Annotated in this window: 16 protein-coding genes; 12 read left to right on the top strand and 4 right to left on the bottom strand. The window is 61.4% G+C overall.

All coding sequences use genetic code 11. The features are described from left to right. Positions 1-11 precede the first annotated feature (11 nt). From EM858_RS23095 to EM858_RS23060, 6 genes are all read left to right on the top strand, one after another. The gene (locus EM858_RS23095; protein ID WP_127758078.1) at positions 12-1,226 is read left to right on the top strand and encodes an HlyD family secretion protein; all 1,215 of its coding nucleotides are present in this window, start codon (positions 12-14) and stop codon (positions 1,224-1,226) included. A 34-nt stretch (positions 1,227-1,260) separates the two neighbouring features. Then, complete coding sequence (locus EM858_RS23090) at positions 1,261-2,844, top strand: DHA2 family efflux MFS transporter permease subunit (RefSeq protein WP_003520997.1); 1,584 nt, start codon at positions 1,261-1,263, stop codon at positions 2,842-2,844. A gap of 340 nt (positions 2,845-3,184) precedes the next feature. Beyond that, positions 3,185-4,207, top strand: coding sequence for a LacI family DNA-binding transcriptional regulator (locus EM858_RS23085; protein WP_127758077.1), 1,023 nt, complete (start codon positions 3,185-3,187; stop codon positions 4,205-4,207). A gap of 104 nt (positions 4,208-4,311) precedes the next feature. Next, positions 4,312-5,766 carry a xylulokinase gene (gene xylB, locus EM858_RS23080; RefSeq protein ID WP_127758097.1) on the top strand — a complete coding sequence of 485 codons (1,455 nt, stop codon included), beginning with the start codon at positions 4,312-4,314 and terminating at the stop codon, positions 5,764-5,766. Between the two features lie 236 nt (positions 5,767-6,002). Beyond that, positions 6,003-7,313, top strand: a complete 1,311-nt coding sequence (xylA, locus tag EM858_RS23070; protein WP_004433392.1) for a xylose isomerase — start codon at positions 6,003-6,005, stop codon at positions 7,311-7,313. Between the two features lie 746 nt (positions 7,314-8,059). After that, positions 8,060-9,439: a GH1 family beta-glucosidase gene (locus EM858_RS23060; protein ID WP_127758076.1), complete on the top strand. Its 1,380-nt coding sequence runs from the start codon at positions 8,060-8,062 to the stop codon at positions 9,437-9,439. Positions 9,440-9,517: 78 nt separating this feature from the next. On the opposite strand, the gene EM858_RS23055 is transcribed toward EM858_RS23060, so the two are convergent. From EM858_RS23055 to EM858_RS23045, 3 genes are read right to left on the bottom strand one after another with little or no spacing between them, the layout of a single operon-like run. After that, the gene (locus EM858_RS23055; RefSeq protein ID WP_003523774.1) at positions 9,518-10,159 is read right to left on the bottom strand and encodes a ThuA domain-containing protein; all 642 of its coding nucleotides are present in this window, start codon (positions 10,157-10,159) and stop codon (positions 9,518-9,520) included. A 17-nt stretch (positions 10,160-10,176) separates the two neighbouring features. Continuing rightward, complete coding sequence (locus EM858_RS23050; protein ID WP_127758075.1) at positions 10,177-11,277, bottom strand: Gfo/Idh/MocA family oxidoreductase; 1,101 nt, start codon at positions 11,275-11,277, stop codon at positions 10,177-10,179. A 53-nt stretch (positions 11,278-11,330) separates the two neighbouring features. Further along, positions 11,331-12,530 (bottom strand): ROK family transcriptional regulator, encoded by a 1,200-nt coding sequence (locus EM858_RS23045; RefSeq protein WP_020809468.1) that lies wholly within the window; start codon positions 12,528-12,530, stop codon positions 11,331-11,333. A gap of 195 nt (positions 12,531-12,725) precedes the next feature. On the opposite strand from EM858_RS23045, the gene EM858_RS23040 reads away from it, so the two are divergent. From EM858_RS23040 to EM858_RS23015, 6 genes are all read left to right on the top strand, one after another. Then, on the top strand, positions 12,726-14,027 hold the full coding sequence (locus tag EM858_RS23040; RefSeq protein ID WP_127758074.1) for an extracellular solute-binding protein: 1,302 nt from the start codon (positions 12,726-12,728) through the stop codon (positions 14,025-14,027). 70 nt (positions 14,028-14,097) lie between these two features. Then, the gene (locus tag EM858_RS23035) at positions 14,098-15,036 is read left to right on the top strand and encodes a sugar ABC transporter permease (RefSeq protein ID WP_127758073.1); all 939 of its coding nucleotides are present in this window, start codon (positions 14,098-14,100) and stop codon (positions 15,034-15,036) included. Next, complete coding sequence (locus tag EM858_RS23030) at positions 15,029-15,877, top strand: carbohydrate ABC transporter permease (protein WP_078052712.1); 849 nt, start codon at positions 15,029-15,031, stop codon at positions 15,875-15,877. The genes EM858_RS23035 and EM858_RS23030 overlap by 8 nt, the downstream gene beginning before the upstream one ends. Before the next feature lie 17 nt (positions 15,878-15,894). Beyond that, on the top strand, positions 15,895-16,968 hold the full coding sequence (gene ugpC / locus EM858_RS23025; RefSeq protein WP_127758072.1) for a sn-glycerol-3-phosphate ABC transporter ATP-binding protein UgpC: 1,074 nt from the start codon (positions 15,895-15,897) through the stop codon (positions 16,966-16,968). Positions 16,969-17,111: 143 nt separating this feature from the next. Then, a complete protein-coding gene (locus EM858_RS23020) occupies positions 17,112-18,164 on the top strand; it encodes a sugar phosphate isomerase/epimerase (RefSeq protein ID WP_059757362.1) in 1,053 nt (350 codons plus the stop codon). 21 nt (positions 18,165-18,185) lie between these two features. Continuing rightward, on the top strand, positions 18,186-19,373 hold the full coding sequence (locus EM858_RS23015; RefSeq protein WP_127758071.1) for a Gfo/Idh/MocA family oxidoreductase: 1,188 nt from the start codon (positions 18,186-18,188) through the stop codon (positions 19,371-19,373). Between the two features lie 275 nt (positions 19,374-19,648). Here EM858_RS23015 and EM858_RS27475 read toward each other — a convergent pair whose 3' ends face one another. Next, complete coding sequence (locus tag EM858_RS27475) at positions 19,649-19,897, bottom strand: hypothetical protein (protein ID WP_127758070.1); 249 nt, start codon at positions 19,895-19,897, stop codon at positions 19,649-19,651. Positions 19,898-19,982: the final 85 nt, after the last annotated feature.

Raw genomic sequence — 19,982 nt, 5'->3', positions numbered from 1 at the left:
GGTAAGCTCCCATGTCGGCCCAGAAGAATAGCGCGGTTCGCGCCGTCAACGATGCGGAAGAGGCGGATATCTCCGCCAAGGCCGAGACCTCTCCGGCAAAGCCGGCTGAGGCCGCGCCGCCGCAGCAGCCCCAGACCATCGCGGCGCCGAAGCAGAAGAAGCGTTCGAAGCTTCTGCCGGTCATCGCCGTTGCCCTTCTCGCCGGCGCCGGCTGGTACGGTTACAACTGGTGGGTCGACGGCCGCTTCATGGTCTCGACGGACGACGCCTATATAGAAGGCGATATCGCCGTCATCGCACCGAAGGTTTCGGGCTATGTCGCCAAGGTGAACGTGGTCGAGAACCAGGAAGTCAAGGCGGGCGATCCGCTGGTGACGCTGGACGATGGCGATTATCGCATCGCGCTCGATCAGGCCGAAGCCCAGATCCGCACCGAAGAACTGTCGCTGAAGCGCATCGATGCGCAGATCGTCGGCGGCGAAGCTTCGCTGGAACAGGCTGTCGCCCAGAAGGGCGCGCTGGATGCTGCCCTTCGCGGTGCCGAAATTACCCAGAAGCGCGCCAGCGAGCTGCAGGCGAAGGATGTCGGCACGGTTGCCGCTTCCGACAATGCGCAGGTCGCGCTCGATCAGGCCAGGGCGAATGTCGTGGCCGGCGATGCCGCCATCTCCTCGGCCAAGGCCAATGTGGAACTCCTGCGCGCCCAGCGCGAGGAAGCCGAAAGCACGATCCGTTCGCTGCAGCTTTCCCGCGACAAGGCCGCCCGCGATCTCTCCTTCACGGTTCTGAAGGCGCCCTATGACGGCGTCATCGGCAATCTGGCGGTTCAGAACGGCGATCTGGTTTCGGTGGGCAAGCGTCTGGCTTCGCTGGTGCCGATGAACGAGCTTTATATCGACGCCAATTTCAAGGAAACGCAGCTTGCCCGCGTCGTGCCCGGTTCGAAGGTGCGCGTGCATGTCGACGCCTTTGACGATGCGACGATCGAGGGCACGGTGCAGTCGATTTCGCCCGGCTCGGGCTCGGTCTTCTCCATGCTGCCGCCGGAAAATGCGACCGGCAACTTCACCAAGGTCATCCAGCGCGTGCCGGTGCGCATTGTCTTCTCGAAGGAAGACCTCGCCAGGCACAATCTGCGCGCCGGCCTCAGCGTCGTTGTCGATGTCGATACCCGCACGGCGCCGGAAACCACGAAAACCGCGCAAGTTAACCCGGAAGCCAAGTAAGGCGCATCGCTGATGCGCCGTTGAGGTCAAGATCATGGCGGCTACGGTTGTCGGTACGGGCGGGGCGTCCATCCCCGCCGATCCCCCGATGGACAGGCGCAGGCTCATCGCGTTCTTCGCGATGGTCTTCGGCATGTTCATGTCCATCCTCGACATTCAGATCGTCTCCGCGTCGCTCGCGGAAATCCAGGCGGGTCTCGGCGCGGGTTCCGATGAGATCGCCTGGGTGCAGACGTCCTATCTGATCGCCGAAGTCATCATGATCCCGCTGTCGGGCACGCTGGCGCGCATTCTCTCCACGCGCGTGCTCTTCGCCACCTGCGCGGCCGGTTTCACCATATCGAGCGCGCTCTGCGCCACAGCCACCAATATCGACCAGATGATCGTCTACCGCGCGATCCAGGGCTTTATCGGCGGCGGCATGATCCCCTCCGTTTTCGCCGCCGCCTTCACGATCTTCCCGCCCTCGAAGCGTTCGGTCGTCTCGCCGATCATCGGTCTCGTCGCCACGCTTGCGCCCACCATCGGCCCGACGGTCGGCGGTTATCTCTCCAATGCCTTTTCCTGGCACTGGCTGTTCCTCGTCAACATCATCCCCGGCATCATCGTCACCATCCTCACCTGGAGCCTGATCGATTTCGACAAGCCGGAAAAGTCGCTCTGGAAGAAGTTCGACTGGTGGGGGCTGATCTCCATGGCCGTCTTCCTCGGCTCGCTGGAATATGTGCTGGAAGAGGGCAACAACAAGGACTGGTTCAACGACGAGCATATCGTCATGGGAACGGTCGCCATGGTCATCGGCGCGGTCGTGTTCTTCTGGCGCGCCTTCAAGGTGGAATTCCCGGTCGTCGATATCCGCGCCTTCGCCGACCGCAACTTCTCCATCGGCTCGCTGTTTTCCTTCGTCATGGGCATCGGGCTTTACGGGCTGACCTATCTTTACCCGCTCTATCTCGGACGGGTGCGCGGTTACGATGCGCTGATGATCGGCGAGACCATGTTCGTCTCCGGTCTAGCCATGTTCTTCACCGCGCCGATTGCCGGCAAGGTCTCCACCAAGCTCGATCCGCGGGCGATGATGGCCATCGGCTTCATCAGCTTCGGCTGCGGCACATGGATCATGACGCATGTGACGACCGACTGGGATTTCTACGAGCTGCTGATCCCGCAGATCCTGCGCGGTTTCGGCCTGATGATGTGCATGGTGCCGATCAACAACATCGCGCTCGGCACCCTGCCGCCGGCCCGCATCCGCAATGCGTCCGGCCTGTTCAACCTCACCCGTAACCTCGGCGGCGCGGTCGGCCTTGCCATCATCAACACCATGCTGTCGCAGCGCACGGACGACCATTATGTACGGCTGGCCGAACATGTGAGCTATTCCAACCCGCAGGCGCTGGAATGGCTGAACAGCGTCGGCGCCAACTACGATTCCTACGGGCTGGACGGCGCGTCCGTCGCCGTCAAGAAACTGGTCGGCATGGTCTCGCAGCAGGCATGGATATTGGCCTTCGCGGATGTGTTCTTCGCGCTGACGCTGTTGTTCTCGAGCCTGATCTTCATGACCGTACTGATCCAGAAACCCAAGGCAGCGCCGCCGCCAGACGCGGCGCACTAACAAGAATCCCCTCCCATCCACCGCAGAGCTGGGGCCGTCGGAAATGACGGCCCCTTTTTTGTTTTGAATACGGAGCGAGCGAGGGCGGCATATTTCTTCTCCCCGCCGGGGAGAAGGTCGCGGCAGCGGGATGAGGGCGCGCGCTCTCGGTCTATCGCTGGGTTGCCCCCTCATCCGACCCTTCGGGCCACCTTCTCCCCGTCGGGGAGAAGAAACGCGCGGCACCGTTTCGCGAAGAGCCGCCAACCCGATACCGCCTTTCCGTGAAATATGAGGTACGTACATCATTTTTCAGTTTACCTCGACTGCAAAGCTGGATATGCAAGGGGAGGGAGGAGCCATGAAGCCGACAGTTCACGATATCGCCGAGCGGGCGGGCGTCAGTCTCGCCACCATCGACCGGGTGCTGAACATGCGCCCCGGCGTGCATGCGGCAACGCGGGCACGGGTGGAGGCGGCCATTGCCGAGCTTGGTTACGTGCGCGATATCGCGGCCGCCAATCTGGCCAAGGGCCGCAATTATTCGCTGGTCTTCATCCTGCCGGGCAATGACAATTCCTTCATGGCAACATTGCGCGCCGAAGTGCGGGCCGCAGCGGCACGGGCGCATCTGGAGCGCACGGCGATCCGCGTTATCGAGGTGCCGCCGTTCAATGCCACGGCGCTGACGGAGGCTCTGGAAGTCGCGCGGCGGGAAAAGCCCTCGGGCGTCGCCTTCGTCGCCACCGATTCCGAAGATGTGGCCGAAGCCGCCGACCGGCTGGCCGAAGACGGCATCGCCACGGTGACGCTGGTGTCCGATCTTTCCGGTTCGCGGCGGGATCATTATGCCGGTGTGGACAACGTCGCGGCCGGGCGCACGGCGGCGAGCCTGATGGGACGTTTTCTCTCCGGGCGCGGCGGCGATGTCGCGGTTGTCGCCGGCTCCATGCTGGTGCGCGACCATCGCGAACGTCTGGAAGGATTTCGCGCCGTCATCGAATCCGAATTTCCGCAATTGCGGCTGCTGCCGGTGCTGGAGGGCAGGGACGATCCGCTGACCGTCGAGACGCTGGTGCGCAAGGCGCTCGGCAATGCCGCGCTCTCCGGCATCTACAGCCTCGGCGCGGGCAATCGCGGCCTCATCCGGGCGCTTGGCGCGGCAGAGGACGAAAGAGCGCTTTCGGTCATCGCCCATGAGCTGACGGAAAACACCGCCAATGCGCTGCGGGAAGGGCTGCTGGATGCCGTACTCAACCAGGATGCCGGCCATGAGGTGCGCAGCGCCATCCGCGTTTTGAAGGCGCGGGCCGACGGTCTGCCCGTCATCGCCGCGCAGGAACGTATCCGTATCGACATATTCCTCAGGGACAATCTTCCCTGATGAGAGCATTTCCAGGAAAAGTGGCCGCCGGTTTTCCGTCCGGAAATGCGGTGACACCTAAAACCGCTGAAAGCGGCGCATGGCGCGCCGGAATGGAGAAATACATGTATCTCGGTCTCGATCTTGGCACATCCGGCGTCAAAGCCCTGCTGATGGACGGCGATCAGAAAATCATCGGCTCAGCCAACGGCTCGCTGGAGGTTTCGCGCCCGCATCACGGCTGGTCCGAACAGGACCCGGCCGACTGGATTGCCGCGACGAAAACCGCCGTTGCCGGCCTGAAGCAGAAGTTTCCGAAGGAGCTTGCCGCCGTCAAGGGCATCGGCCTTTCCGGCCAGATGCACGGCGCAACGCTGATCGATGCGGCCGGCAAGGTGCTGCGCCCCTGCATCCTGTGGAACGACACGCGCTCTTATGCCGAGGCCGCCGCGCTGGATGCCGATCCGCGTTTCCGCAAGATCACCGGCAATATCGTTTTCCCCGGTTTCACGGCGCCGAAACTTGCCTGGGTGGCGAAGAACGAACCTGAAATCTTCGCGAAAGTGGCCAAGGTGCTGCTGCCGAAGGATTATCTGCGTCTGTGGCTGACGGGCGAATACATCTCCGAAATGTCGGATTCCGCCGGCACCTCCTGGCTCGATACCGGCGCGCGCAAATGGTCTTCCGAACTTCTCGCCGCCACCGGGCTGGATGAAAAACACATGCCCTCGCTGGTGGAAGGCACGGATGAGGCGGGCGTGCTGCGCGCCGAACTTGGCTCCGAATGGGGCATTTCCGGCCGCACCGTCGTTGCCGGCGGCGCGGGCGACAATGCCGCTTCCGCCTGCGGCATGGGCACGGTGAGGCAAGGCCATGCCTTCGTGTCGCTTGGCACATCCGGCGTGCTTTTTGCCGCCAATGCATCTTACCTGCCGAAGCCGGAAAGCGCCGTGCACGCCTTCTGCCATGCGCTGCCCAATACCTGGCACCAGATGGGCGTCATCCTCTCCGCCACCGATGCGCTGAACTGGTATTCGCGCCTCACCGGCCAATCCGCCGCTGATCTGACCGGCGAGCTGGGCGAGACGCTGCTTGCACCGACCGGGGTGACCTTCGCGCCCTATCTTTCTGGCGAGCGCACCCCGCACAACGACGCCGCCATTCGCGGCTCCTTCATCGGCCTTTCGCATGAAAGCGACCGCAAGGCGCTGACTCAGGCGGTGCTGGAAGGCGTGACTTTCGCGATCAGGGACAATCTGGAAGCGCTGAAGTCGGCTGGCACGTCCATCTCCCGCGTCACGGCCATCGGCGGCGGTTCGCGCTCGGCCTATTGGCTGGCCTCCATCGCCACCTCGCTCGGCGTGCCCGTCGATATTCCAGCCGAGGGCGATTTCGGCGCCGCCTTCGGTGCGGCCCGCCTCGGCCTCATCGCCGCGACCGGGGCCGATCCGGTGGCGGTCTGCTCGCAGCCGGAAACGGCGCGGACCATCGAGCCGGTGGCGGCGCTGGCCGGCGCCTATGAGGAGGCTTACCGGCGCTATCATGCGCTTTATCCGGCTATTCGGGCGCTTTCGCATTGAGACACGGCGTGTGCGGCTTCACCCCCCTCTGCCCTGCCGGGCATCTCCCCCTCAAGGGGGGAGATCAGCAGGACGCTATCTATCGCTCCATGCTCAGCCTCGCATGAGGACGAGATGTAGCCGCTTGTCGATCTCCCCCCTTGAGGGGGAGATGCCCGGCAGGGCAGAGGGGGGTGAGCCACACCCTCCAACCTATACCGCACACCATCTAAACCCACCCCAAGAGGAGGATCACCATGAGCACAGGTTTCTTCGGCGATATCGCCAAGATCAAATATGAAGGCCCCGACAGCACCAACCCGCTGGCCTTCCGTCATTACAACCCCGACGAAATCGTCGCCGGCAAGCGCATGGAAGATCACCTGCGCTTCGCGGTGGCCTATTGGCACACCTTCACCTGGCCGGGCGGCGACCCCTTCGGCGGCCAGACCTTCCTGCGCCCATGGTTCGAAGATACGATGCAGGCGGCGAAACTGAAGGCGGATGTGGCTTTCGAATTCTTCTCGCTGCTCGGTTCGCCGTTCTACTGCTTCCACGACGCCGATGTGCGCCCGGAGGGCCGGAACTTCGCGGAGAATACGAAGAACCTCAACGAGATCGTTGATTATTTTGCCCAAAAGCAGGCCGATACCGGCGTGAAGCTCCTTTGGGGCACGGCGAACCTCTTCTCCAACCGCCGTTTCATGTCGGGTGCGGCGACCAATCCGGACCCGGATGTTTTCGCTTTCTCCGCTGCAACGGTGAAGACCTGCATGGACGCCACCAAGAAGCTCGGCGGCGCCAACTATGTTCTCTGGGGCGGCCGTGAAGGTTACGAGACCCTGCTCAACACCGATCTGTCGCGTGAACTCGACCAGCTCGGCCGCTTCCTCAATCTGGTGGTGGAGTATAAATACAAGATCGGTTTCGAAGGCACGATCCTGATCGAGCCGAAGCCGCAGGAGCCGACCAAGCACCAGTATGACTACGACGTCGCCACCGTTTACGCCTTCCTGCAGAAGAACGGTCTGGAAAAGGAAGTGAAGGTCAATATCGAGCAGGGCCATGCCATTCTCGCCGGCCATTCCTTCGAGCACGAACTGGCCATGGCCAATGCCTTCGGCATTTTCGGCTCCATCGACATGAACCGCAACGACTACCAGTCCGGCTGGGATACCGACCAGTTCCCCAACAACGTGCCGGAAATGGCGCTGGCTTATTACCATGTTCTGGCCGGTGGCGGTTTCAAGAACGGCGGCACCAACTTCGATTCCAAGCTGCGTCGTCAGTCGCTCGATCCGCAGGACCTGCTGATCGGCCATATCGGCGGCATGGATTGCTGCGCCCGCGGCCTGAAGGCGGCGGCGAAGATGATCGAGGACGGTGCGCTTTCGAAGCCGCTTGCGGAGCGTTACGCCAGGTGGGATTCGGCTGAAGCCCAGAAGATGCTGCGCGGCGAACTGAAGCTGGAAGAGATTGCCGCCCTGGTGGAGCGCGAGGATATCAATCCCGAGCCGAAGTCCGGCCGTCAGGAATATCTCGAAAACGTGGTCAATCGTTACGTTTGACGCGATGGAGGGGGCGATGGCAACGTCGCCCCCTCATCGCCTCGCTACGCTCCGGCACTTCTCCCCGGCGGGGAGAAGAACAAGCGGGGTGCTCTTTGCCCAAAGCGACCTCTCCTGAGAAGATGCTGCGGTCACTGCACATTTCTTCTCCCCGGCCGGGGAGAAGGTGGCCCGAAGGGCCGGATGAGGAGCCTGCTCGCCATCTCTTCCCAAAGGCGAGGACAATTCCACACCGCCACTCCTTCCTTTTCAGCCACTTCCGAAAAAATCCTTCCCCTGCCATCCCCATCTCCCCATTTGGCCGCATCATTCCTCCCGCAACCGGAACGGAAGGGCGATACGCGCGGCGTCTTTCGCGAACCGGAGGCCGGCATCGACAAGCATGGTTCTGGCAGACCGTGTTTCGGAAAGGCATTCCGCCGGGCCAGAGGCGGGAAGGACCGATCCGATAGGTGCCGTGAAAAGGCTGTGACCGATGGGCTGCCCAGGCGGCCCTGATGATGCGGCCCGGTGAATGCAACGACTTCCACCACCTCCCATCTCCCACCCGCATTCGCCGGGTCGATGCCTTGCGCCGCCGGCAAACCGCTGCGGCGGCACGCCCGCATGCAAAGCGCTTTGGACTTGTTAACTGCGCATCCTGAAACGTTGTAGATTCCTGCCGCCCACGACTGTACCTGCCGGCCGACATGGTCTAAACCGCTGCTGATCTTTTCACGCTCGATGGACAGAGAAGGGCCTCGTAGATGACCGATCCCAAAACGCTAGCCGCCCGTTTCCCCGGCGATTTCCTGTTCGGTGTCGCGACCGCCTCCTTCCAGATCGAAGGCTCCACGAAGGCAGATGGCCGCAAGCCCTCCATCTGGGACGCCTTCTGCAACATGCCGGGCCACGTCTTCGAGCGTCACAATGGCGATATTGCCTGCGATCATTATAATCGCTGGGAGCAGGATCTCGATCTCATCAAGGACATGGGTGTCGAGGCCTATCGGTTCTCCATCGCCTGGCCGCGCATCATTCCGGATGGTTTCGGTCCGATCAACGAGAAGGGGCTGGATTTCTACGACCGCCTCGTCGATGGCTGCAAGGCGCGCGGCATCAAGACCTATGCGACGCTTTACCATTGGGATTTGCCGCTGACGCTGATGGGCGACGGCGGCTGGGCCTCGCGCTCCACCGCGCACGCCTTCCAGCGATACGCCAAGACCGTGATGGCCCGTTTGGGCGACCGGCTGGATGCGGTGGCGACCTTCAACGAACCCTGGTGCGCGGTGTGGCTCAGCCATCTTTATGGCATTCATGCGCCGGGCGAGCGCAATATGGAGGCAGCCCTTGCCGCCATGCATCACATCAATCTCGCCCATGGTTTCGGCGTGGAAGCCTCCCGCCATGTCGCGCCGAAGGTGCCGGTGGGGCTGGTGCTGAACGCCCATTCCGTCATCCCGGCTTCCGATAGCGAGGCCGATCTCAAGGCCGCCGAACGGGCCTTCCAGTTCCACAACGGCGCGTTTTTCGATCCGGTCTTCAAGGGCGAATATCCGGCTGAGATGATGGAAGCGCTGGGAAGCCGCATGCCGGTGGTGGAGGCGGAAGACCTTGCCATCATCAGCCAGAAGCTAGACTGGTGGGGCCTGAATTATTACACGCCGATGCGCGTTGCCGACGATGCGACACCGGGCGCGGAATTCCCCGCGACCATACCGGCCCCGGCCGTCAGCGATGTGAAGACAGATATCGGCTGGGAGGTCTATGCCCCGGCGCTGCAGTCGCTGGTCGAGACGCTCTACAAGCGTTACGACCTGCCGGAATGCTACATCACCGAAAACGGCGCCTGCTATAATATGGGCATCGAAAACGGTGAGGTGGATGACCAGCCGCGGCTCGACTATTACGCCGAACATCTCGGCATCGTCGCCGATCTCATCCGCGAGGGTTATCCGATGCGCGGTTATTTCGCCTGGAGCCTGATGGATAATTTCGAATGGGCCGAGGGCTATCGCATGCGCTTCGGTCTCGTGCATGTGGATTACGACACACAGGTGCGCACGCTGAAGAACAGCGGTAAGTGGTATAGCGCGCTGGCTTCGGGCTTTCCCAAGGGGAACCATGATGTGACGAAGGGGTGATACCTCTCCTCGTCACCATCAATGCAAGGCTCAAAGACAGAGTTGATGACGTCGCGTTGGGAGAGGCTTCCGATAACCTCAACGCGCCGCCCAGTTCGCGCCGCGGCGGAACATGGTCTTCATCTGCGGCACGGAAAACTCCTTGGCCTGATGGCCGAGCGCCGAATAGAAGACGCGGCCCTTGCCGTATTTGCGTTTCCAGACCACCGGCATCACCACGCCGTCGATCCACCATGCGTGGTCGCCTGTAAACTTCGTCGTCGCCAGCACCTCGTTGGAGGGGTCGACATGCATGTAATATTGCTCCGACGTATAGGGGAAATCGGAAATCCCCTCCATCAGCGGATCGTCGGGGCGGGTGATGTTGACATGGTAGTCGATGATATTGCCGGGATGGGCAACCCACTGGCCGCCGATCATGAACTGATATTCGACGCATTCGCGGAAACTGTCGCCCGCGCCACCGTGAAAACCGGCAATTCCGACGCCGTTTTCCACGGCGGCCGTCAGGTTCTTGATCTCTTCCTTTTCGATCTTCGACATAGTGACGATGGGCACGACGAGGCTGAGATCATGCACTGAAGGATCGGCGAAGGCCTCCGTGCTGTGCTCGACATAGACCTTGAAACCGTCCTCTTCCAGCATGTCCTTTACGATGGTGGCGCATTCCTGCGGTTCGTGGCCGCTCCAGCCGCCCCAGACGATGAGTGCTTCGCGCATTTATTTCCTCCTCAGGATTATTTGCCGAGCTGGCCGTCGACCAGCGATGTTTCAAGCGGGGCAGGGCGCTCCGCCTTGGTGGTGATGGAAACGGCGGCGCCGCTGTCCGATGCCGTCTGGAAGGCTTCCATCACCTCCAGCACATGCAGGGCAAGATCGCCATTGGCGCGATGCGGGCGGTTTTCGCGGATCGCATGGGCCATATCCGCGACGCCTATCGAGCGGTAATTGCCGTCCGCATAGGGGGATGACAGCGCCTGCGGCTCGAACTGGCCGCCCTTCTTCAGCAATTGCACTTCGCCGCCGAAATGGTTTGGATCGGGAACGATCAGCGTGCCTTCAGTGCCATAGAGTTCCAGCGGCACATGTTTGTGGCCCGCCACATCGAAGCTCATGCCCACCTGCACCACAGCGCCGTTCTCAAAAGCCAGCACGCCGGACACATGTGTGGCGACATGGACAGGGATTTTTTCACCGTTCTTCGGTTCGCTGGTGATGAGGCGTTCATTGCGCGGCGCGATGGCGAAACCCGCCACCCTGGCGACCGGGCCGAACAGGTTGACGAGATCGGTGATGTAATAGGGTCCCATATCCAGCATCGGCCCGCCGCCAACTTCGTAATAGAAGGCGGGGTTGGGGTGCCAGCGCTCGTGGCCGGGGCACATGAAGGTGGCCGTGCCGCCGACCGGCTGGCCCAACACGCCCTCATCGATCAGCCGGCGTGCGGTCTGGTGCCCGCCGCCGAGGAAGGTATCCGGGGCCGAGCCGATGCGCAGGCCCTTTGCCTTTGCCGCATCGGCAAGGCGTTTTCCCTCGGCGAAATTGATGCCGAGCGGCTTTTCGGAATAGGCGTGCTTGCCGGCGTCCAGCGCGCGCAGCCCCACCTCCACATGCGCCTTGGGAATGGTCAGATTGACGATGATCTCCACGGAGGGATCGGAGAGAAGTGCGTCGATGCTTTTTGCCTGGAGGTTGAATTCATCGGCGCGGGCCTTCGCGGCCGCCTCATTCATATCCGCGAGACCGCGAATGTCGAGAATGGGAAACGACGCCATGGCCTTGAGATAGGCGCTGGAAATGTTGCCGCAGCCGATGATGCCGATACCGACCCTGTTCATGTGATTTCCTCCCGTAAATCAGAAATGCCGAAGCCCGTGCTCAACCTTGCTGGTCAGAGTGCCGGCCCCGTGGTGTTCCATGGCGATTCGTAAAGCTCGTAAAGCGCGACGGCCGCTGCCCCCTGCGCCCATAATTCGTCGCTCGCAATATCGAAAACCAGCTCGGCGACGCCGGCCAGCGAAGGCGGCACGGCGGCGTTGTAGCTGTCGCGGATGCTGGCGATGAAGGGTTCTCCGAGCTCGAGGCTGGAGCCGGTGATGATGACTCGCGGCGGCGCAAACAGCGTGACGATATTGGCAAGTGTCAGGCCCAGCGCCGCGCCGGCGCGCAAAGCGGCCGCGATGAGATCGTGGTCTTCCGCCGCGATCAATGCATGGGCATGCTGCATGCCACGGCCGAGCCGGATCGCCTCGGCAAAGCGCCCATCCGCAGGGCGTGAGCCCAGAATGGCGTTTTCACCCGCCTGACTCGCCAGCCGCACAGTGCCCTCATTGGCAAGGCCGATGACAAGATCGCCGAGATTGTGGCTGAGACCGCCGGCGCCGCGAAACAGCTGGTTCTGATGCAGCACGCCAAGCCCGAGCGTCTGTTCGAGCGAAATCAGCACCATGTCTTCCAGATCGCGCGCATGGCCGAACCAGTGGTGGGCGAGCGTGATGGCGTGGGCGTCGCTTTCGATGATGGTCGGCGAATTCAGCCGTGCGGTCATTTCCTCGGCGAAATTGACGTTTACTTCCCGCAAAATCGGGCTGCTGCGGATTTTCCCGGTGCGATGTTCGATGACGCCGGGCAGGCCGAGGCAGACCATGTCCACATCTTCCAGCGAAAGACCGGCATCGACCACGCAGCGCCGCACCCCGTCCTCCACCAGATCGGCGATGACGCCGATGGGCTGGCGGTCGACACGGATCGGCAGGGCAAGCGTCGAAAGCACGTTGCCGCAGAAATCGGTGACGACGAAGACCATGCGGCTCGCGGCGATCTTCGCGCCCACCACGCGGGCGGCATCCGGGTTCAGTTCCAGCATCACGCGCGGCCTGCCGCGTGCGCCTTCGGTGCGGATATCGCCGATATGGCGGGTGAGAATCAGCCCGTCATCGAGCAGCGAGGCGGTGATCGCCGAAACGGTGGTGGTGGAGAGCTGCGTTCTTTCGCTGATTTCCACCCGCGAGATCGGCCCATGGCGGCGGATGCTGTCCAGCACGCTCAGCCTGTTGATCGCGCGCATTAATTCGGGGTCTGCGGTCTTCATGGGGTCCTGCTGCGATCGGGTTCGATCTAAAACGAATTTATATCGGATTGCGGATTAAATAACGTCTGCCGGGAGGGGTGTGTCAAGCCGTCAGGGTAAAAAATCAGCAACCCGCCTTGACATTGGGCAGGGTGTGGGGTGAATTAATCCGCATTGGGGAATAAATGGTGAGGAACCCCAGGGAGGATCACGAACATGACCTATTGGCACGCAGGCGCAAGCCTGAGCGGCAGGCGGATCGCCTTTGCCGCAACGACAAGCATAGCCCTGATGCTCGGCGCGGCCAGCGCCTCGGCGGCGACCGTCGTTAAATGGATGCATGTGGAATTGGACCCGAAATCCGTGGCTGTCTGGGAGGAGATCGCCAAGGAATACGAGGCCAAGCATCCCGATGTCGATATTCAGCTGCAGTTCCTCGAAAACGAGGCTTTCAAGGCAAAATTGCCGACGCTGCTGCAATCCAACGACGTGCCGGATTTTTTCTATAGCTGGGGTGGCGGCGTTCTTGAGGAACAGTCCAAGACCGGCGCACTGAAGGACCTGACCGAGGTTTTCGACGCCGATGGCGGCAAGCTGCGTCAGGCCTACAATGCATCCGCAATCGACGGCCTGTCTTTCGATGGCAAGGTCTGGGCCGTGCCCTACAAGGTCAGCCTCGTCAGCTTCTTCTATAACAAGGAGCTGTTTGCCAAGGCCGGCGTGAAGGCGGAAGACATCAAGACCTGGGACGATCTCGGCACCACGGTCAAGAAGATCAAGGAAGCGGGCATCGTCCCGATCGCCGGTGGCGGCGGTGAAAAATGGCCGATCCATTTCTACTGGAGCTATCTCGTCATGCGCGTTGGCGGGCAGGCCGTGTTCGATGCCGCCCGCAAGGGCGAAGGTGAAGGTTTCATGGATCCGGCCATCATCAAGGCTGGCGAGCAGCTGGCCGAATTCGGCAAGCTGGAACCCTTCCAGCCCGGTTATCTCGGCTCCACCTGGCCGCAGGCGCTCGGTGTCTTCGGTGACGGCAAGGCAGCGATTATTCTCGGTTTCGACAATACGGAAGCCAACCAGCGCAAGAATGCCGGTGACGGCAAGGGGCTGGCCGCAGACAATATCGGCCGCTTCGCCTTCCCGGTCGTCGAGGGCGGCGCGGGCAAGGCCACCGATACACTGGGCGGTCTGAACGGCTGGGCAGTCACGAAAAATGCATCCAAGGAAGCCATTGATTTTGCGACATTCCTGACCAGCAAGGAAAGCGAAGAAAAGATGGCGGCTGCCGGCATGATCCTGCCGGTTGCGAGCGGGGCGGACGGCGCGGTCAAGAACCCGCTGCTGGCGGATTCGGCCAAACAGCTTGCCGGCTCCACCTGGCACCAGAACTTCTTCGACCAGACGCTGGGGGCCGCCGTCGGCCGTGTCGTCAACGACGTCTCCGTCGAGATCGTTTCCGGCCAGATGAGCGCGGAAGAGGGCGCCAAACAAATTCAGGACGCTTTCGAGCTTCGCTGATTTGTGTTCCATGACGGCGCCGCGCGGGATGCGGCGCCGCAATTATCTGCCTCCATGAAAGCGGATAGAGATGACGGATATTTCCATGACTTCTGCGTCGATACCGGCGCGCGGCGCGGCAAAGCCGAAGCGCAAGCAAAGTTCGGTTGCGCATGACCGGGCGCTGACCCTTCTGGTCTTCCTGCCGCCCGCACTGCTGCTCTTTACCCTGTTCGTCATCCTGCCCATGGGCGAGGCGGCGTGGTACAGCCTTTATCGCTGGAACGGCTATGGCACGCCGACGGATTTCGTGGGCTTAAGGAATTTTCAGGTCCTGTTCGGCAACGCCGCCTTCTCGCAGGCCCTGCTCAATAACGGCCTCATCATCCTGATCTCGGTTCTGATCCAGATCCCGCTGGCGATCTGGCTTGCGATGATGCTGGCGCACCGTATTCCCGGCGTCGTCGCCTTCCGGCTGGTTTTCTTCCTGCCCTATGTGCTGGCGGATGTCGCAGCCGGTCTGATCTGGCGTTTCGTTTATGACGGCGATTACGGCCTCTTCGCCGCCATTTCCAATTTCTTCGGCTTCGCCAATCCTTACGTGCTGGCCGACAAGGATGTGGCGATCTATGCCGTGCTTGGCGTCATCGTCTGGAAATATTTCGGCTTTCACATGATGCTGTTCATCGCCGGACTTCAATCCGTCGACAAGAATGTGCTGGAAGCCGCCGAAATCGATGGCGCTTCCGGCTGGCAGAAGTTCCGTTATGTCACCCTGCCGATGCTCGGCTCAACCGTTCGCCTTTCCGTCTTCTTTGCGGTGATCGGCTCATTGCAGCTCTTCGACATGATCATGCCGCTCACCGGCGGCGGGCCATCCAACTCCACGCAGACCATGGTCACGTTCCTCTACACTTACGGTGTCATGCGCATGCAGGTGGGGCTTGGCAGTGCGGTCGGCGTCGTTCTTTTCGTCATCTGCGTGACGCTCGCCTTCGGTTACAAAAGGATTTTCATGCGCCATGACTGACACATCCACCTCCGTCCGCATGCCGCTGCAAACGAAGCTCTACCTTTACATTTCGCTGAGCCTGATCGCGGCCATCGTGCTCATCCCGTTGCTCACCACCGCGCTTGGCGGCTTCAAGACGCTGGGCGACCTGCGCGTCAACCCGTTCGGCATTCCTGCCGAATGGCAATGGGCCAATTATGGCGATATTCTCTTCGGCAAACGTTACTGGCTGCAAATCTTCAATTCGCTTGTGATCGCGCTGTTGACGGTGTTCCTGACGCTGACCGTTTCGGCCATGGCCGCCTTCACCTTCGCGCATGTGAAGTTCTTCGGCTCGTCATTCCTGCTGAATTATTTCCTGCTAGGGCTGATGTTCCCGGCGGCCACCGCCATCCTGCCGTTGTTCATCCGCATCCGCGATCTCGGCCTGCTTGACACCTATTGGGGCGTGGTGCTGCCGCAGGTGGCCTTCGGGCTGGGCATGAGCATTCTCCTGTTCCGCAATTATTTCCGCAATCTGCCGGAGGAGCTGTTTCAGGCCGCCTTCGTGGATGGCTGCGGGTATCTGCGGTTCTTCTGGCACATTTCCGTGCCGCTTTCGCGGCCGATTGTGGCGACCGTCGGCATCGTCTCCTTCGTCGGCAGCTGGAACAGCTACATCCTGCCGCTGATCATGCTGAACTCGGAATCGAAATATCCCTGGCCGCTCGGCATCATGGTGTATCGCGGCGAATTCGGCACCGAATGGCAGCTCGTTCTCGCCTTCATCACGCTGACGATCCTGCCGACCGTCATCGTTTTCTTCCTCGCACAGAAACATATCATCGCGGGCCTGACGGCCGGTGCCGTCAAATCGTGACTTGAAAGGAGCAAAACATGGCTTCCGTCGAACTCAGGGATATCGCCAAGTCCTACGCCGCGCTCGATGTCATTCACGGCATCTCGCTTGATATAGCGGATGGTGAATTCATCGCGCTGGTCGGGCCTTCCGGCTGCGGCAAGTCCACGCTTTTGCGTATGATCGCCGGGCTGGAGGAAATCACCGATGGGGATATTCTCATCGGCGACAAGGTGGTCAATGGTATGACCCCGCGTGAGCGCAACATCGCCATGGTGTTCCAGTCCTATGCGCTTTATCCGCACATGACGGTGGCAGAAAATATGGGCTTCAACCTGAAGCTCGCCGGCCAGCCGAAAAACGTCATCGAGGAGCGCGTGGCGGAAGCCGCCCGCATGCTCGACCTCGGCAAGCTTCTCGACCGCAAGCCCTCGCAGCTTTCCGGCGGGCAGCGCCAGCGTGTCGCCATGGGCCGGGCCGTGGTGCGCAACCCGGCGGTCTTCCTGTTCGATGAGCCGCTGTCAAACCTGGACGCCAAGCTGCGCGTGCAGATGCGCAGTGAAATCAAGGCGCTGCACCAGAAAGTTGGAACGACGTCCATCTATGTCACCCATGACCAGATCGAGGCGATGACACTGGCGGACCGGGTTGTGGTGCTCAATCACGGCCGCATCGAACAGCAGGGCACGTCGCTTGAACTTTACAAGACGCCCGCCAATCTCTTCGTCGCGGCCTTCATCGGCTCGCCGGCCATGAACCTCATCGAATGCGTGGTCGATGGTGAGGGCGATCAGCCCGCCGCCCGGCTGAAGGACGGCACCGCGATCCGCATTGCCACCTCCCGAAAGGTCAAACGCGGCCAGCCGGTAACGATTGGCTTGAGGCCGGAACATATCGGCTCGGCCATCGGCGGTGATGTGTCTCTCTCCGGCCGGACGCTGCTGGTGGAGCCGACAGGCGCACAGACCCATGTGATCTTCGAACTGGCGGGCGATCATGTGACGGCGGTGGTGGATGGCGAGCAGCCGGTCAAGGTCAACACTCCCTTTGCCGCCACCGTGCACCATGAGCGTGTGCACGTCTTCGACAGGGCGAGCGGACTGGCGCTTTAAGCGCCTTCCGCATTTTCAACGAAATGCGGAAATTCTCTCGTCCCTCCGTTTTTGGGGCTTGTTTGAAAATCATGAGCGGTTAGCTTGGCGCTTGGGAAAAAGCGGATTACCGCGAAACTGCATCGATACAGGAGGAGATTTTTATGAGAACGATCAAGGGGCCGGGTCTTTTTCTCGGCCAGTTTGCCGGCGATGCCGCACCCTTCAACAGCTGGGACGGCATTACCAAATGGGCGGCGGAAAAAGGCTACCTCGGCGTGCAGGTGCCGACCTGGGCCGGGCAGCTGATCGATCTCAAAAAAGCAGCGGAATCGAAGGATTATTGCGACGAGTTCGCCGGTGTCGCGCGCCAGAACGGCGTGGAAGTGACCGAGCTTTCCACCCATCTGCAGGGTCAGCTCGTCGCCGTTCATCCCGCCTATGACGAGGCCTTTGACGGTTTTGCCGCACCGGAAGTGCGCGGCAACCCCAAGGCGCGTCAGCAATGGGCGGTGGAGCAGGTGAAGCTGGCGCTGAAGGCGTCGAAAAATCTCGGAATCAAGGCGCATGCCACATTTTCCGGTGCGCTTGCCTGGCCCTTCGTCTACCCGTGGCCACAGCGCCCGGCCGGTCTGGTGGAAACGGCCTTCGATGAGCTGGCGAAACGCTGGACGCCGATCCTCGATTATGCCGATGAGCAGGGTGTGGATGTCTGCTACGAAATCCATCCGGGCGAAGACCTGCATGACGGCGTGACCTTCGAGATGTTCCTGGAGCGGGTGAAGAACCACAAGCGCGCCAACATGCTCTACGACCCCTCGCATTACATTCTGCAATGCCTCGATTATCTCGACAATATCGACATCTACAAGGACCGCATCAAGATGTTCCACGTCAAGGATGCGGAGTTCAATCCGACCGGACGGCAGGGCGTTTATGGCGGTTATCAGGGCTGGGTCAACCGCGCGGGTCGGTTCCGTTCGCTGGGCGACGGGCAGGTGGATTTCGGTGCGGTCTTCTCCAAGATGGCGGCCAATGATTTCGATGGCTGGGCCGTGGTCGAGTGGGAATGCGCGCTGAAGCACCCTGAAGATGGCGCCCGGGAAGGGGCCGAATTCGTCAAGGCGCATATCATCCGCGTCACGGAAAAAGCCTTTGACGATTTCGCATCGAGCGGCACGGACGATGCGGCCAACCGCCGTATGCTTGGGCTTTGAGAGCATTTCAGGGGAGATATTATGGCTATTGAAGGAAAGACAACCGACAAGGCGAACAAGCGGATTCGCCTTGGCATGGTGGGTGGCGGTTCGGGTGCATTTATCGGCGGCGTTCACCGCATGGCCGCGCGGCTCGACAATCGCTTCGATCTCGTGGCGGGGGCACTGTCCTCGACGCCGGAAAAATCCCTCGCCTCCGGCCGTGAGCTGGGGCTAGATCCCGAGCGTTGCTACGGTTCGTTCGAGGAAATGGCCGAAAAGGAAGCGCTGCGTGAGGATGGCATTGAGGCGGTAGCGATCGTCACCCCCAACCATGTGCATTATCCGGCCGCCAAGGCGTTTCTGGAGCGCGGCATCCATGTCATCTGCGACAAGCCGCTGACCTCCAACCTGGAAGACGCCAAAAAGCTGAAGCAGGTGGCCGACAAGGCCGATGCCCTGTTCATCCTCACGCATAATTATACCGGCTATCCCATGGTGCGGCAGGCGCGAGAACTGGTGGAGGCCGGTGAACTCGGCACCATCCGTCTGGTGCAGATGGAATATCCGCAGGACTGGCTGACGGAAGCGGTGGAACAGACCGGTGCGAAACAGGCTGTCTGGCGTACCGATCCGGCGCAATCGGGCGTCGGCGGCTCGACCGGCGATATCGGCACACATGCCTATAATCTCGGTTGCTTCATTTCCGGTCTGGAAGCGGATGAGCTGGCGGCGGATGTGCACACCTTTGTCGAAGGCCGCCGGCTGGACGACAACGCGCATGTGATGCTGCGCTTCAAGCAAAAGGGCGGCAAGCAGGCGGCCAAGGGGCTACTCTGGTGCAGCCAGGTTGCCGTCGGTCACGAAAACGGGCTGAAGGTTCGTGTTTATGGCGACAAGGCCGGCATCGAGTGGACGCAGGCCGACCCGAACTATCTCTGGTTCACGAAGCTTGGCGAGCCCAAGCAGTTGATCACCCGTGGCGGCGCCGGGGCAGGGGCTGCGGCAGCACGCGTCACCCGCATTCCGTCCGGCCACCCGGAAGGTTATCTCGAAGCCTTCGCCACCATCTATACCGAGGCGGCGCATGCCATCGAAGCCCGCCGCACCGGCTCGGCGCTCGACGCGGCGGTGATTTACCCGACCGTGGATGACGGGGTTAAAGGTGTCGCTTTCGTCACGGCCTGCATCGAGTCCGGCAAGAAGAATGGCGGCTGGGTGAAGCTATAAGATTGCGCACGGGGGCGCGGCAAGCTTCTTCTCCCCGCCGGGGAGAAAGGTGGCCCGAAGGGTCGGATGAGGGGGCAACGTTGCCGAATATCTCGATCCTTGCCCCCTCATCCCGCTGCCGCGGACTTCTCCCCGGCGGGGAGAAGAAACAAGTGGCATGCGCTCGCGTCATCGCTTGGCTCTTGGTTCAGGATTATTTGTCGGAACCGGAAGGATGAAGGCTGTGGCGATACGCGGCTGCGATGCAGAGCTTGGCCTGCCTCCACCCAACGCCATCAATTGACTCGGCTTGACTGCGTCTGCGCCCGTTCCGTTATGGGGCAACCGTCCTCAATCTTTGTCCAGGACGAAACGTTGAGCTTCATCTCGCAGCGCGCGAGATAAGAGCCGCCATCGACCTTCAGGCAGGATGTCTGGCCGAGCTGGAACATGACGCCGCGATTTCGGCATTTGCAATTGTGGGCATCCGCCAAACTTGGAATAAGGGCCATGATCAGGCCAAGTATGAGCACTCCAGGACGCATGGCTGAAGCTCCAAAGGATATCCCTCCAGATTACTCCTGTCCGAGGGCATAGTCAAAACGTCTTCCCTCCACGACGCCCACGCCT

The organism is Agrobacterium sp. CNPSo 2736 (assembly GCF_004005385.1).
Lineage (GTDB): Bacteria > Pseudomonadota > Alphaproteobacteria > Rhizobiales > Rhizobiaceae > Agrobacterium > Agrobacterium leguminum.
The sequence above is the reverse complement of the archived record's forward strand: the minus strand, read 5'-3'. Positions and strand labels throughout refer to the sequence as shown.

Bases quoted from the DNA above. Each gene is read 5' to 3' on its own strand.
- EM858_RS23095 (WP_127758078.1), top strand. From the start codon at position 12: ATGTCGGCCCAGAAGAATAGCGCGGTTCGCGCCGTCAACGATGCGGAA.
- EM858_RS23090 (WP_003520997.1), top strand. From the start codon at position 1,261: ATGGCGGCTACGGTTGTCGGTACGGGCGGGGCGTCCATCCCCGCCGAT.
- EM858_RS23085 (WP_127758077.1), top strand. From the start codon at position 3,185: ATGAAGCCGACAGTTCACGATATCGCCGAGCGGGCGGGCGTCAGTCTC.
- xylB (WP_127758097.1), top strand. From the start codon at position 4,312: ATGTATCTCGGTCTCGATCTTGGCACATCCGGCGTCAAAGCCCTGCTG.
- xylA (WP_004433392.1), top strand. From the start codon at position 6,003: ATGAGCACAGGTTTCTTCGGCGATATCGCCAAGATCAAATATGAAGGC.
- EM858_RS23060 (WP_127758076.1), top strand. From the start codon at position 8,060: ATGACCGATCCCAAAACGCTAGCCGCCCGTTTCCCCGGCGATTTCCTG.
- EM858_RS23055 (WP_003523774.1), bottom strand. From the start codon at position 10,159: ATGCGCGAAGCACTCATCGTCTGGGGCGGCTGGAGCGGCCACGAACCG.
- EM858_RS23050 (WP_127758075.1), bottom strand. From the start codon at position 11,277: ATGAACAGGGTCGGTATCGGCATCATCGGCTGCGGCAACATTTCCAGC.
- EM858_RS23045 (WP_020809468.1), bottom strand. From the start codon at position 12,530: ATGAAGACCGCAGACCCCGAATTAATGCGCGCGATCAACAGGCTGAGC.
- EM858_RS23040 (WP_127758074.1), top strand. From the start codon at position 12,726: ATGACCTATTGGCACGCAGGCGCAAGCCTGAGCGGCAGGCGGATCGCC.
- EM858_RS23035 (WP_127758073.1), top strand. From the start codon at position 14,098: ATGACGGATATTTCCATGACTTCTGCGTCGATACCGGCGCGCGGCGCG.
- EM858_RS23030 (WP_078052712.1), top strand. From the start codon at position 15,029: ATGACTGACACATCCACCTCCGTCCGCATGCCGCTGCAAACGAAGCTC.
- ugpC (WP_127758072.1), top strand. From the start codon at position 15,895: ATGGCTTCCGTCGAACTCAGGGATATCGCCAAGTCCTACGCCGCGCTC.
- EM858_RS23020 (WP_059757362.1), top strand. From the start codon at position 17,112: ATGAGAACGATCAAGGGGCCGGGTCTTTTTCTCGGCCAGTTTGCCGGC.
- EM858_RS23015 (WP_127758071.1), top strand. From the start codon at position 18,186: ATGGCTATTGAAGGAAAGACAACCGACAAGGCGAACAAGCGGATTCGC.
- EM858_RS27475 (WP_127758070.1), bottom strand. From the start codon at position 19,897: ATGCGTCCTGGAGTGCTCATACTTGGCCTGATCATGGCCCTTATTCCA.